11 protein-coding genes are annotated in these 14,162 nt (G+C 63.2%); 7 read left to right on the top strand and 4 right to left on the bottom strand.

Going from position 1 to position 14,162, the window contains the following annotated elements:
• Positions 1–85 precede the first annotated feature (85 nt).
• Complete coding sequence (locus tag ACL2XN_RS26200; RefSeq protein ID WP_413729772.1) at positions 86–1,510, bottom strand: NarK family nitrate/nitrite MFS transporter; 1,425 nt, start codon at positions 1,508–1,510, stop codon at positions 86–88.
• Positions 1,511–1,836: 326 nt separating this feature from the next.
• Here ACL2XN_RS26200 and ACL2XN_RS26195 point away from each other — a divergent pair, with 326 nt between their 5' ends.
• Both ACL2XN_RS26195 and narL read left to right on the top strand, forming a co-directional pair.
• Positions 1,837–3,732, top strand: coding sequence for an ATP-binding protein (locus tag ACL2XN_RS26195; RefSeq protein WP_413731030.1), 1,896 nt, complete (start codon positions 1,837–1,839; stop codon positions 3,730–3,732).
• A 12-nt stretch (positions 3,733–3,744) separates the two neighbouring features.
• Positions 3,745–4,395, top strand: coding sequence for a two-component system response regulator NarL (gene narL / locus ACL2XN_RS26190; RefSeq protein WP_413723280.1), 651 nt, complete (start codon positions 3,745–3,747; stop codon positions 4,393–4,395).
• Between the two features lie 100 nt (positions 4,396–4,495).
• Here narL and fruA read toward each other — a convergent pair whose 3' ends face one another.
• The 3 genes from fruA to fruB are packed head-to-tail and all read right to left on the bottom strand — an operon-like array spanning position 4,496 to position 8,276.
• On the bottom strand, positions 4,496–6,193 hold the full coding sequence (fruA, locus tag ACL2XN_RS26185) for a PTS fructose transporter subunit IIBC (RefSeq protein WP_413727982.1): 1,698 nt from the start codon (positions 6,191–6,193) through the stop codon (positions 4,496–4,498).
• On the bottom strand, positions 6,190–7,146 hold the full coding sequence (fruK, locus tag ACL2XN_RS26180; RefSeq protein ID WP_162368505.1) for a 1-phosphofructokinase: 957 nt from the start codon (positions 7,144–7,146) through the stop codon (positions 6,190–6,192). The genes fruA and fruK overlap by 4 nt, the downstream gene beginning before the upstream one ends.
• Positions 7,143–8,276, bottom strand: a complete 1,134-nt coding sequence (fruB, locus tag ACL2XN_RS26175) for a fused PTS fructose transporter subunit IIA/HPr protein (RefSeq protein ID WP_413729770.1) — start codon at positions 8,274–8,276, stop codon at positions 7,143–7,145. The genes fruK and fruB overlap by 4 nt, the downstream gene beginning before the upstream one ends.
• Positions 8,277–8,704: 428 nt before the next feature.
• Here fruB and ACL2XN_RS26170 point away from each other — a divergent pair, with 428 nt between their 5' ends.
• The 5 genes from ACL2XN_RS26170 to ACL2XN_RS26150 are packed head-to-tail and all read left to right on the top strand — an operon-like array spanning position 8,705 to position 13,830.
• Entirely contained in the window at positions 8,705–9,955 is a 1,251-nt protein-coding gene (locus ACL2XN_RS26170; protein WP_413723472.1) for a sugar efflux transporter, read from the top strand.
• 30 nt (positions 9,956–9,985) lie between these two features.
• A complete protein-coding gene (yeiP, locus tag ACL2XN_RS26165) occupies positions 9,986–10,558 on the top strand; it encodes an elongation factor P-like protein YeiP (protein WP_410014302.1) in 573 nt (190 codons plus the stop codon).
• A 37-nt stretch (positions 10,559–10,595) separates the two neighbouring features.
• Positions 10,596–12,086 carry a mannitol dehydrogenase family protein gene (locus tag ACL2XN_RS26160; RefSeq protein WP_413729769.1) on the top strand — a complete coding sequence of 497 codons (1,491 nt, stop codon included), beginning with the start codon at positions 10,596–10,598 and terminating at the stop codon, positions 12,084–12,086.
• Positions 12,083–13,063 (top strand): CobW family GTP-binding protein, encoded by a 981-nt coding sequence (locus ACL2XN_RS26155; RefSeq protein WP_410014300.1) that lies wholly within the window; start codon positions 12,083–12,085, stop codon positions 13,061–13,063. Before ACL2XN_RS26160 ends, ACL2XN_RS26155 begins: the two co-directional genes overlap by 4 nt.
• A gap of 53 nt (positions 13,064–13,116) precedes the next feature.
• Entirely contained in the window at positions 13,117–13,830 is a 714-nt protein-coding gene (locus ACL2XN_RS26150; protein WP_413729768.1) for a phosphatase PAP2 family protein, read from the top strand.
• Positions 13,831–14,162: the final 332 nt, after the last annotated feature.

Here is a 14,162-nt window from a genome sequence, read left to right as displayed (position 1 = left end):
CGGATGTTCTCCTGCAAGACAGGTCCCGTGGACCTGCGGTCAAAATACGAGCCCGGACGCCGCGCAATCGCCGGCGCCCAGGTCCTCAACGTGGTTTTTTGGTCGCCATGCCGCGATGGAGGTTGCGGCCGTAAACCAGCCACGTGACCAGCACGCACACCACATAAAACGCCAGGAATACTTTCATCGCGCCGGCCGGCGAACCGGTCAGGGCCAGCGAGGTGCCGAAAGCCTGGGGAATAAAAAATCCCCCCGCCGCGCCGATGGCGGAGATAAAGCCCAGCGAGGCGGCGGATTCCGTGGCCGCTTCGCGCTGCGCCTCGTCGTCGCTGCCGCCCCGCGCCTTGACCCGGTCCAGGGTAAGCTTGCGCAGGATCACCGCGATCATCTGGAAGGTGGAGCCGCTGCCGAGCCCCGCCGTCAGAAACAGCAGCATAAATACGGTGAAAAAAGCGGCGAACGAGCCGTCCTGTCCATTGGACGGCAGGGTCAGGAACAGCAGAGCGGCAAACAGGGCCATCAGCACAAAGTTGACCAGAGTCACGCGGATGCCGCCCAGCCGATCGGACAGCGCTCCGCCGGCCGAACGCGCCAGCGCGCCGATCAGCGGACCAAAAAAGGCGTAATGCAGGATCTGCACCGCGGGAAATTGAGTCTTCGACAGCATGGCAAAACCGGCGGAAAAGCCGATAAACGAACCAAAGGTCGCCAGGTAGAGAAAACTCAGGACCCACATATGGCCGCGCTTGAGCACCACCATTTGCTTACTCAGGGACGCTTTGGCGGTAGCCAGATCGTTCATGCCGAACCAGGCCGCCACGGCGGCAATCAGCAGCAGCGGCACCCACATCCAGGCGGCGTTTTCCAGAAATAACCGGCTGCCGTCCGCCAGCACCCGCCCGGTGCCGCCAAAGACGGCGAACAGCGACGTGGAGATGACCAGCGGCGCGACCAGTTGCATCACGCTGACGCCCAGGTTGCCCATGCCGCCGTTCAACCCCAGCGCCCCGCCCTGGCGGGCCTTGGGGAAAAAGAAGCTGATATTGGCCATGCTGGAGGCGAAGTTGGCGCCGGCAAAGCCGCACAGCAGGGCGATGGCGATAAATACGCCGTAGGGCGTCAGCGGGTCCTGTACCGCCACGCCCAGCCACAGGCAGGGGATCACCAGGAACAGCGTGCTGATGGCCGTCCAGCGCCGCCCGCCCACCAAAGGCACCATAAAGGAGTAGGGCACCCGCAGAATGGCGCCCGACACCGCCGGCAGCGCGGTAAGCAGAAACAGCCGATCGGTGGAAAAATTAAATCCCACTTTATTCAGGTTGACCGCCACGGCGCTGAACAGCATCCAGACGCAAAACGACAGCAGCAGGCAATAAATGGAGATCCAGAGATTGCGGCGGGCCACCGGCTGGCCCCGGGTGCGCCAGAACTCGGGCTGTTCCGGCTGCCAATCCTCGATTACGGCGCCCCGGCGGCGTGGTGCGGCGTCTGAACGGGAAAGTAGAGTCATAAAGTCCTCGGGCATGTAGGGGGATTCGTTGTGATATCCGCCACCCTAGGCAAGGCGGGGACGGGCGAACTTGATGCAAATCAAGGGATAACCCGTTAGCCGGCGCGGCGTCCGGCCGGCCCTATCATTTGTAAGTAGTGCTTTTTTTCCGGCAAGGCCCTATGATTCATCAGGTTATGGCCCGGCCACGAAGAGAGGGGTAACCCCCGCCCCGCTCACGGCTATTTGTGGGTACTCCTAAAGGGGTATAGGGTTAACGCCGGGGATCAGGAACAATGGCCCCATCCGCCGCTCGCCTGCGCTTGACCTGGGAACGCTGCCTTATGATCAAAGCTCTTTTCGCGCCGTTATCCATCGTCCAGCAGGTGGCGCTGCTGATGCTGCTGTCGGGCATATTGGGCATCGGCGGCATGAGCCTGTCGTTATGGATGGCGCAAAGCATGCAAGGCAACGCCCATGCCATCAATAAGGCCGGCTCGCTGCGCATGCAAAGCTACCGGCTGTTGTCGCGCGTGCCGCTGGATCAAAGCAGCGACCCCTTGCTCGCCGAACTGGAACGGGACCAGTTAAGCGACGATCTGCGCCAGCCGCTGAAGCGCGAAGGCCTGACCCCGCAGTACCTGGATTTGCGCGACCATTGGCACGGCACGCTTAAGCCGCTGCTGCTGCGGGCGCAGCGCCCCGCGGACGCCGCCCGGGGCGTTGCGGAGTTCGTGCGCCGGCTGGATGCGCTGGTGTCGGATCTCGATCGTAATACCGAGCGCCGGCTGGCGCTGGTGGCCCTGGTGCAGAAAATCATCATCGCCCTGACCCTGCTGGTGCTGACCGGCACCATCCTTTACCTGCGCCACCGGCTGCTGCGCCCCTGGCGGCGCCTGCTCAACCAGGCCAGAGCGGTAAGCCGCGGCGATTTTAGCCAGCGCTATCCGCTGCCTGCCGGCGCTGAACCGGGCGGATATCATGAAATGGATCAGCTGGGCTTTACCCTGAACAGTATGTCGCAGTCGCTGTCGCAGATGTATACCGAGCTGGAGCAGCGGATCGCGGACAGCACCGCCGATTTGCGGCAAAAAAACCGCGTGCTGGATTTTCTCTATCGCGCCAGCCGGCAATTGCATACCGGCGCGCCTTTGCCCGGCCGCCTGCGACCGGTGCTGGAGGAATTGCAGACCCTGATCCCCTTGCGGGAGATCCAGATCCGGCTCTACGAAAACGAGCGCGATCCCGGACTGAACGGCGTCCAGGCAGACGGCGAGGCGGCGGCGAACGATGCCGCACAACCGGTAAACGACGGGGCGGCACCGCCGGATGCCGGGGCGACAGCGATACAGGGCGGGATGGCCGTCACGACGGGCGGACCCGCGCCTGTCGATACGGCGCGGATTGCCGCCCGTCCGCCGGCGCCCGACTTAACTGAAGCCGGGACGGAGCAGCTCAGCTGGCGCCTGCACGATAAATTAGGTCAATACGGCGTGATGCTGGCGCAGTATCCGCCGCGCCATAGGCTGGATGATACGCAGCGGCGCCTGGTGGCCACGCTGGTCGAACAGCTGACCAGCACCCTGGCGCTGGAACGCCAGGCCGAGCATCAGCAGCAGCTGATGCTGATGGCCGAGCGCACGGCCATTGCCGGCGAACTGCACGACAGCATCGCCCAGTCGCTCTCCTGCCTGAAGCTGCAAATAGGCGTTCTGCAAATGCAAAATACGCACGCCGCGCCTGAAAATCAGCTGCTGATGCAGCAAATGCGCGACGAGCTTAATACCGCCTACCGCCAGCTGCGCGAGCTGCTGACCACCTTTCGCCTGCGCCAGACGGAGCCGGGCCTGCGCGCGGCGCTGCAAACCACGGTGGAGGAATTTTCGGCGCGGCTGGGGTTCGCCGTTGAGTTCATCTATCGGCTGCCGGCGCAAGCCGTCTCGTCCCATCAGGCCATCCACCTGACGCAGATCGCGCGCGAAGCGTTAACCAATATCGTCAAACACGCCGGCGCCAGCCGGGTGACGCTTACCGCCGACCTGGAGGCGGATGCGCTGGTGCTCAGCATCCGTGACAACGGCCGCGGCCTGCCGGAGGAACATCAGCGCCAGCATCATTACGGCGTGGTTATCATGCAGGATCGCGCCAGGAACCTGCACGGCGACTGCCGGGTGGCGAATCTCCCCGGCGGCGGCGCCGAAGTACGGGTAACCGTGCCGCGGCAACCGGCATCATCCTATTAACAGGAACAGACCATGAGCGAATCCGACGTCGCCACGATTTTATTGATTGACGATCACCCGATGCTGCGCAGCGGCGTGCGGGCGCTTATCGGCATGGACCCCGGCCTGAAAGTGGTTGCCGAAGCCGCCAACGGCGAGCAGGGGGTGCTGTTGGCCGAAACGCTGGATCCGGATTTGATCCTGCTCGATTTAAAGATGCCGGGCATGAGCGGGCTGGATACGCTGGACTGCCTGCGCCGGCTGCCCCTTTCCGGGCGCATCGTCGTATTCAGCGTCTCGAACCATCAGGACGATGTGATTACCGCCCTGAAACGCGGCGCCGATGGTTACCTGCTGAAAGATATGGAGCCGGAAGATCTGCTGGCGGCCATCCGCCAGGCCGCGGCGGGCAGGATGGTATTAAGCGAGGCGCTGATGCCGGTGCTGGCGGCCGGCCTGCGCGATGACCGTCCCGGCGGCGCGCGGGATAGCGGGCAGTTGACGCCGCGCGAGCGCGATATCCTGAAGCTTATCGCCCACGGCCTGCCGAATAAAACCATCGCCCGCAGGCTCGATATCAGTGAAAGCACCGTGAAGGTACATGTGAAACATCTGCTGAAAAAAATGGGGTTGAAGTCACGGGTGGAGGCGGCGGTATGGGCGCTGCAAAGCAAGGTGTTCTGACGTGGCGTTATAAAAAACGCCCCGCGCGGGACGATAGCGCGCGGGGCGTAAAAGAAGCATCGGCGCCCCGGAGCATTGAGCCCCGGGATGCCGGGCCGGCTTAGGCCAGCGCTTTCGCCAGTTCGGCGTCCGGACGTTTCAGTACCGAGTACATCACGCCCAGCAACAGGGTGCCCGCCGCGATGGCGACCAGGTAACTGAGCACCGGCGTAATGGCGCCCGGGATCAGCAGCACAAACATACCGCCGTGCGGCGCCATCAGCTTGGCGCCGAAGAACATCGACAGCGCGCCGGTGACGGCGCCGGAGATCATGGCAAGCGGGATCACCCGGAACGGATCGCGCGCGGCGAAGGGTATCGCGCCTTCGGAGATAAAGCACAGCCCGAGGACAAACGCGGCCTTGCCGGCCTCCCGTTCCGGTTTATCGAACTTATTGCGCGCCAGCAGGGTGGCGACCGCGATGCCCAGCGGCGGCACCATGCCGGCGGCCATAATCGCCGCCATCGGCGCATAGGTTTGCGTACTGAGCAAGGCGACGCCAAAGGCATAGGCGGCTTTGTTGATCGGCCCGCCCATATCGCTGCACATCATGGCGCCGAGGATGGCGCCCAGCAGTACGGCGTTGGCGGTGCCCATCGACTGCAGCCAGTTGGTCAGGCCGGTCAGGATCCTGGCCACCGGCGTGCCCACCACATAGATCATCACCAGGCCGGTCACCAGGCTGGCGATTAACGGTATGATCAGTATCGGTTTCAGCGCCGCCATGCTTTGCGGCAAAGGCAATTTGGTGCTGATAAGCCTGGCCACGTAGCCGGCCAGAAAACCGGCGATAATACCGCCGATAAATCCGGCGCCGGTGCTGACCGCCAGCATACCGCCCACCAGGCCCGGCGTCAGGCCCGGACGGTCGGCGATGGAGAAGGCGATAAAGCCCGCCAGCACCGGTACCATCAGGGCGAACGCCGATTTACCGCCGATGGTCATCAGCGCCGAAGCCAGGGTTCCCGGCTGTTCAAAGGCATGGATGCCGAAAACAAAGGATAACGCGATGCACAGGCCGCCGGCCACCACCATAGGCAGCATATAGGAAACACCGGTCAGCAGATGGCGATACGGACCGGGAGAGGCTTTTTTGGTCTCGCCGGATTCAGTATTGCCGCCCTGCGCGGACGGCTGGTACACCTTGGCCTCCACCACCGCCTTATCCAGTTCCTGGGCGGTTTTTTTCAGCGCCAGGCCGGTACTGGTGCGATACATCGGTTTGCCGGCGAACTTGCTCAGATCCACCTCTATATCGGCGGCCACGATCACCAGGTCCGCCTGCTGCACTTCCTCGGCGGTGATGGCATTACCCGCCCCCACCGAGCCGCGGGTCTCCACCTTCACCCACCAGCCGCGTTTTTTGGCTTCGCCATCGATGGCTTCCGCCGCCATATAGGTGTGCGCCACGCCGGTCGGGCAGGCGGTGATGGCCACCAGCCGTTTGGGTCCGGTGACGGCAAGCGCCGCCGCGGGCGTGGTTTCCGCCGACGCCTGGTACAGGCTGGCCTCGGTCTTGGCGCGGGCGAGGAAAGCTTCCGGCTGGCTGGCCGCCTGGGACGGTTCGCCGGTAAACACCCGCTTGCCGTTCAGGGCGGCATCGGGGGTAAGGCCGCCCACCGCCACCACCAGTTCGGCGTCGGCGGCGGAGTCAACCAGGGTCAAACCCGCTTTCGGCGCGGCATCGACCAATATTTTTTTCACCAGGTGGCATCGTGCCTGCCCCAGCGAGCTGTCTATTTTCAGCAGCGTTTTCATTGTGCCTCCAACTGGTCATTAAACGGTTTTAAATCCACTCGGGCCATCATGGCGGCCAACTGCGGCCGATCGGTGATGCCGACATTGCTTTGACTGACCGCCAAAGCCGCCACGGCGGTCGCCAGGCGTAACGTATGTTCACTGGACTCGCGCATCAGCAGGCCATAGATCAGGCCGCCCACCATGGAATCGCCGGCGCCGACGGTGCTGACCACTTCACAGGCCGGCGGCTTGGCCAGCCAGGCGCCCGAGGCGTTGACCCACAGCGCGCCTTCGGCGCCCAGTGAAATCACCACATGGGCGATGCCCTGCTCGCGCAGCGCATGGGCGGCCACCACCACGTCGGCCAGGGTGGGCAGCTTGCGGCCGGCCCAGATTTCCAACTCGCGCCGGTTAGGCTTGACCAGCCAGGGCGCGGCTTTCAGCCCGGCCACCAGCGCTTCGCGGCTGCTGTCGAAAATAATGCAGGGGCAGTGGCTGCGCAGCTTGATCATCCATTCAGTAAAGGCTTCCGGCGGCACGCCCGCCGGCAGGCTGCCGCTGACCGCCACCATATCGAACTGGCCCAGCCAGGTCAGCGAATCGTTGACAAAGCGTTCCCAGTCCTGCGGCGTGACGTTAAATCCGGAAAAATTGAAATCGGTCACGTCTCCCTGCTTCTCGGTCAGCTTGACGTTGATGCGGGTACGCCCCTGCACGACCTGGAAACGGTTGGCAATGCCCAGATCGCTGAACAGCAGTTGGAAACCGTCCTGGTTTTCCTTGCCGAGAAAGCCGCCGACGGTGACGTCGATGCCAAGATCCTTCAACACCTTGGCGACGTTTATCCCTTTTCCCGCCGCGTGCAGTCCGGTCGTTTGCACCAGGTTAACCTCCCCGCGTTCAATTTCGGGGCAATAGCCGACCAGGTCGTAAGCCGGGTTCAGCGTAATGGTGGCGACGCGTCTGCTCATGCCGCGCCCTCCCCGAGTCCCGCGGCAATCGCCGCGCCGATGGCTTGCAGCGCCTGTTCGGCGTCGGCGCCTTCAGCGGTGAAACGCAGGCGATGGCCGCTCTTCACGCCCAGGGCCACCACTTTCATCAGGCTGCGTCCATTGGCCGGTTTGCCGGACCCGTCCAGGTTGGTGACGGTAATGACGCTGTCGAACTGTTTGATCACGTTCACCAGGGCGGTGCCGGGGCGGGCGTGCAGGCCATGCTCGTTACGCACCACGAATTCCGCGCTTAATACCCCATCCGTCGCCGCGGCTTCGCCGCTGAGCAGGGCCAGCAGGGCGGGAGCGTCGGCGGTCAGCAGGCGGCTCGCCTCGCCGGCCAGCAGCAGGTCGCCGATGACGTTCAGCACGTCAAGCGGCCGATCGTCTACCATGGCGACGGTAATCAGCAGCGCCACGCTTTCACCGTCCTCGACAAACGCCGTCGCCGGGCGACTGATCGCCACGGCGCTGGCCAGGTTGCCGCGCGTGCTGTCGTTCAGCCAGACGCCCTGCCCCAGGTTCAGCGGGCGGCCGCTGATGATATCGCTGACGAACGCGACGTCCACCGCGCCCGCCAGCTGCAGGCGGCCGGCATTGAGCGCCTTGAGGGTGACCATGTCGCCGGCGGGGACGCCCAGGGCCATCAGGGAGATATCGAACAGGAACGGCGCCGGCTGCTTTTCACCCGTCAACGCGGCGCGCAGTTCTTCGGCCGACGTGGTGCTCGCCAGGCGCGCCGCCACGGCATCGTCGCTTAAGACATGGGTCAGCTGGCGCAGCAGCGCGAGATGCTCGTCGGAGCGCGCGGCGATGCCGATCACCACATAAGCCGTCTGGCCCTCGCCCCAGTCAATCCCCTGCGGAAACTGAAATACCTGCACGCCGGTGTTCAGCACCAGGTCGCGGGTATCCGTGGTACCGTGCGGGATGGCGATGCCGTTGCCTAAAAAAGTGGACGTCTGCTGCTCGCGCTTCATCATGCCGTCCACATACCCGGCGTCGACATAACCTGCCTGCGTCATGGCCGCGGCGATCTGGGCGATAGCCTCCGTCTTGCTCTGCGCCTGGGCGCCGAGATGAATATCTTTTAATGACAAATCAAACATATCTCTCCTCGCTTGCTGATATTGCTAATATTGAATCGATTCAGCTTCGATACGCACCAACAGCGGGATGGTCCGGGGCATCGCCTGTCTAATCACGCTGAAACGTTTCAATAAAGTCTCCGACGTTGGCGACGTGATTGCAAGCGCCGGTCGACTATTCCTGTCGGATCTTTGAAGCGCCGCACAGTTTATCGTTATTCAGGCACGTCCCGGCCCGCCGGGACGGCTTTTGCTGACGCGCTGCTGAAGACCCCATCCCCCATGCCCGTCGCGGCCTGACCGGGGCCGCCCGCGCAGCGATCCGGCGGCGCGCCTTGCCGCCGGCCGACGTCATGCTGAAGTGGATTTATTTTCGCCGCCGGCTGTTGTTTTTCGCCAACAGGCGTATTATTCGGGCGTCCATTTGTCCTGATCCCGATGCCATTATCATGCACACGCCTATCGCCCTCCCGCGGCGCCTTCCGGATATGACCGCCCCGGCCTTTCTGGTTATCGCTTTTCTCTCCGGCATCGCCGGCGCACTGCAGTTGCCGACCCTGAGCCTGTTCCTGTCCACGGAAGTGGCGGCCCGGCCCTTTATGGTGGGCCTGTTCTATACCGGCAGCGCGGTGATAGGCATCGCGGTCAGCCAGTTCCTGGCCGGCCGGTCGGATAAAAAAGGCGATCGTAAACGGCTGATCCTGCAATGCTGCCTGCTGGGCGCGGCGGGCTGCGTGCTGTTTGCCTTTAACCGCAGTTATTTTGTCCTGCTGGCCTGCGGCGTGTTATTGACCAGCTTCGGTTCCACCGCCAACCCGCAGATGTTCGCCCTGGCGCGCGAACATGCCGAGCAGACGGGGCGCGAGGCGGTCATGTTCAGTTCGGTAATGCGCGCGCAGGTGTCCCTGGCCTGGGTCATCGGACCGCCGCTGGCCTTTGCCCTGGCGCTGGGCTTTGGTTTCAAAGTGATGTATATGATGGCCGCCGTCACCTTCGTGGCCTGCGGCGCGCTGGTCTGGCTGGCGCTGCCGTCGATGCGCAAATCGGCGCTGAAAACCGCCGCGGTGCTGGAGGCGCCCCGCCGCAACCGCCGCGACGCGATGCTGCTGTTCGCCGCCTGCACGCTGATGTGGACCTGCAACTGCATGTACCTGATCAATATGCCGCTCTATCTCATCCACGAGCTGCAGCTGCCTGAAAAACTGGCCGGAATGCTGATGGGCACCGCCGCGGGCCTGGAGATCCCGACCATGCTGGTGGCCGGCTATGTGTCCAGGCGCTTTGGCAACCGGCTGCTGATGCGCATCGCCGTCGGCGCCGGACTGCTGTTTTACCTGGGGTTGCTGGTGTTTACCGCCCCTATGGCGCTGCTGGCGCTGCAGTCGCTGAACGCGGTGTTTATCGGCATTCTGGCCGGCATCGGCATGATCTATTTTCAGGATCTGATGCCGGGCCAGGCCGGCGCCGCCACCACGCTGTTTACCAATACCGGACGGGTGGGCTGGATTATCGCCGGTTCGGCCGCCGGGCTTATCGCGGAAATCTGGCAGTACCATACGGTGTTTTTTGTGGCGCTGCTAATGATTGCCGGCGCCGGTTATTGCATGTGGCGCATTCGTGATGTAGATTCGCCGCTGCCCCGCGACACGCACTTTTCCCCCTTGCCTGAAGGCCCGGGCAACGGTAACGTGTCGCCATAGACTCCGATACAATTATACAGGTCCACTTTGATGGCTAGAGCAAACGAAATTAAGCGCGGCATGGCGGTAAATTACAACGGCAAACTCCTGCTGGTAAAAGACATTGATATCCAGAGCCCAAGCGCGCGCGGGGCCAGTACGCTGTATAAGATGCGGTTTTCCGACGTCCGCACCGGCCTGAAGGTGGAAGAGCGCTTTAAGGGCGACGATATCCTCGAGACCATCAACCTGGTGCGCCGCTCGGTGACGTTTTCCTATATCGACGGCGAAGAATATGTCTTTATGGACGACGAGGACTATACCCCGTACCTGTTCAAGAAAGACCAGATAGAAGACGAACTGCTGTTTATCCCCGAAGGCGGCATCCCCGGCATGCAGGTGCTGACCCTGGAAGGCCAGGTGCTGGCGCTGGAATTGCCGCAAACGGTGGATCTGGAGATTATCGAAACCACGCCCGGCATCAAAGGCGCGTCGGCCAGCGCCCGCACCAAGCCGGCGCTGATGAGCACCGGCCTGACCGTCTCGGTGCCGGAATACCTGAACAGCGGCGAAAAGATCCGTATTCACGTGGCGGAACGTCGCTATATGAGCCGCGCCGACTAACCATTTCCAGGCCAACGGCCAGACGGGGTGCATCATCATGGCGACCCTTGCCTCGCATCACCTTCCCGCCGGGGTGCAACAGCCCGGCTACGATCGCGGCCTGCTTAAGAGCCGCATCGTACATATCGGTTTCGGCGCGTTTCACCGGGCCCATCAGGCGGTAATGACCGATCGGGCGCTTAACGCCGTTGGCGGCGATTGGGGCATCTGCGAGGTCAGCCTGCACAGCGCCGGTTTATTGCAGGCGCTGCGCGCCCAGGATCATCTGTTTACCGTGCTGGAAAAAGACGGCGCCGGCAGGCAGGCGCACGTTATCGGCGCGGTCCGCGAGTCGGTTATCGCGGCAGAGGTCGGCATCGCGGCGGTGCTGGAAAAGCTGGCCGAGCCGCAGGTGGCCGTCGTCTCGCTGACCATTACCGAAAAAGGCTATTGCATCGAGCCGGACAGCGGCGAGCTGGACCGCGCCAATCCGCGCGTCCAGGCGGATATCCTGCATCCCGGGGCGCCTGGCACCGTGCCGGGCATTCTGGTGGAGGCGCTGCGCCTGCGCTATGCGCGCGGCCTCGCGCCGCTGACCCTGCTGTCGTGCGACAATATTCCCGGCAACGGCCAGGTGCTCAGGCGGGCGGTGCTGGGCCTGGCCCAGGCCAGGGATCCGCTGCTGGCGGCATGGATCGGGGAACAGGTGTCGTTTCCGGCCACCATGGTCGACCGTATCGTGCCCGCCGCCACGGAAGAAACGCTGGCTGAGATTGCCGCCCTTATCGGCGTGGCGGACCCCTGCGCCATCGCCTGCGAACCCTTTATCCAATGGGTTATCGAGGATAATTTTGTTGCCGGCCGGCCGGACTGGCAGGCGGCGGGCGCGCAGTTTGTCCCCGACGTCGCGCCGTATGAAGAAATGAAGCTGCGCATGCTGAACGGCAGCCATTCCTTTCTGGCCTGGCTCGGCTATCTGGCCGGCTACCAGCATATCAGCGACTGCATGGCGGACCCGGGCTACCACGCCGCCGTGGCCGCGATGATGGCGCAGGAACAGGCGCCCACCCTGCGCCTGGGCGCCGGGGAAGTGGACCTCGCCGCCTACGCCGCGCAGTTGCTGGCGCGCTTCGCCAATCCGGCGCTGAAACACCGCACCTGGCAGATTGCCATGGACGGCACGCAAAAGCTGCCGCAGCGCATGCTGGACCCGGTGCGCTGGCATATCGCCCACGGCGACGGCTATCCCCTGCTGGCGCTGGGCATCGCAGGCTGGATGCGTTATGTGGGCGGCCGCGACGATCTCGGCGCGCCTATTGATATCCGCGATCCGCTCAGCGACGAGCTGCGGCGCATCGTCGGCCACAGCCCCGACGGCGAGCCGCGGGTGCTGGCGCTGTTGGCGCTGCGTTCGGTATTCGGCGCGGATCTGTCCGCCAGCCCCGCCTTTGCCGCCGCCGTCACCGCGGCTTATCTCGCGCTGGCGCGGGACGGCGCCAAAGCGACGGTGGCCGCCGCCCTCTCCCCGGCCGCCCGGGGACGACCATGACCGCCCGCACCACCCTGATTACCGGTTTTCTCGGCAGCGGTAAAACCACTACCCTCTTGCATCTGCTGGCGCAAAAACCGGCCGGCGAACGCTGGGCGGTCCTGGTGAATGAATTTGGCGAGATTGGCGTCGACGGCGCGCTCCTGGCCGACAGCGGCGCAGTGCTCAAGGAAATTCCCGGCGGCTGCATGTGCTGCGTCAACGGCCTGCCCATGCAGGTGGGATTAAATACCCTGTTGCAGCGCAACACCCCCGATCGGCTGCTGATCGAGCCGACCGGGCTTGGCCATCCCAAACAAATCCTCTCTTTGCTCACCTCGCCGGTATATGAAAACTGGCTGACCCTGCGCGCCACCCTGTGCCTGCTGGACGCGCGCCAGCTCGGCGACGCACGTTACCGCGACAATGAAAACTTCCGCGACCAGCTGGCCGCCGCCGATGTCATTATCGCCAACAAGCAGGACAGCTACCAGCCGCAGGATCGCGTGCTGCTGGACGAGTGGGCCGCCGGGCACGGCGATGGACGCCAAATAGTCGACGCCGTCCAGGGCCGGGTGCCGCTGTCATTGCTGGACCTGCCGCGCCTGAACGCGCGCGAACTGCCCGACGGCGCCCACCATCACGCCCCCCCGGCGCCCAAGGCGGGACTCGCGGCGCTGCGGCTGCCGGGCAATACCGGCTGGCGGCGTGCGCTGAACCAGGGCCAGGGCTACCAGTCCTGCGGCTGGATTTTTGACGGCGCCACCACCTTCGATACCATCGGCCTGCTGGAGTGGGCGCGGCTGGCGCCGGTGGAACGGGTCAAGGCCGTGGTACGCATCCCCGAAGGCACCCTGCAGGTCAACCGCCAGGGCCAGGACTTGCGCATCGAGACTCTGCCCGCACCGCCGCCCGACAGCCGGATTGAATTGATCAATCCCGCCCCGGCGGATTGGAACGCGCTGCAAACGGCTTTGTTGAAGATTCGTTTAAATTAGCAGGAATACTATAATCACCTTAATTTAGTCACTTGTTTTATAGGTGCTGAGTCATGCGTCGCTTACCTGCCGTTATTTTGCTCAATATCCTGGGCATCGCGCTTTTTGTCTCATGGTACCTGCCTTCGCACCACGGATTCTGGTCGCGACTGGATACGGCGATCTTCCTGTTTTTTAATCATATCGCCGCCAGTAGCCATAGTTATGCCGTATTCCTGGCCGTCACCAACTATCGCGCGTTCGATATCACCTCCCTGCTGGCGATGGGCCTGCTTTACCTCCACTACCTGTTGCGCACCCCGCCGGATCGGCGCTATCAATTGATAAGCCTCGGCATCGTCATGCTGCTTTCGGCGCTGGTGCTTAACCAGCTGGGGCACCTGCTGCCGGTCAGCCGCCCCAGCCCGACGCTGTTTTTCCAAAATGAGGACGGCGTGGTGCGCGTGTCGCAATTTAGCCGCATTCCCACCAAGGACGCTTCCATGGATAGCTTTCCGGGCGACCACGGCATGATGCTGATGATTTTTGCCGCCTATATGCTGCGCTATTTCGGCGGCCGGGCGTTTGCCTGCGGCATGGCTATCGTGGTGCTGTTCTCCCTGCCCCGGGTGATGATTGGCGCGCACTGGTTCAGCGATATCGCGGTGGGATCGCTGTCGGTGGTGCTGGTCGGCCTGAGTTGGTGGCTGATGACGGATGCCAGCGATAATGCGGTGAGCTGGTTTAACCAGCGCTTGCCGGGCGTGCGCGACCGGCGATATCAATAGGAATTAATTATAGCGGGGGCGGCCTGTGACGGCGTCCGGCGGTCGCCACGTTACGGGAAGGTTGCGGGATCGCCGGCCCCCGGGCGGCGACAATGCCCGCCCGCCGCCATTCCCGGCAAACGGCGGGGCTTTTTGATCCAATTCTTAACGTTTAATTTAATACTATTTCACATCACCAAAAGTTATAAAATAGTCGATAAAAATCCTCGCTTTCCCTTATTCATTACGGTACCCTCGAATTCGCTGTACTTATACACTGATATTTTCCCGCTAATAAAAATGTGTGAGTAATACCACACAATGCAGGAATAACGGTTGGTCAATCAGTATTT

It is taken from the genome of Sodalis sp. RH22 (assembly GCF_047324165.1).
GTDB lineage: Bacteria > Pseudomonadota > Gammaproteobacteria > Enterobacterales > Enterobacteriaceae > Acerihabitans.
Note: the sequence above shows the minus strand (reverse complement) of the source record. Positions and strands in the feature narration are given on the sequence as shown.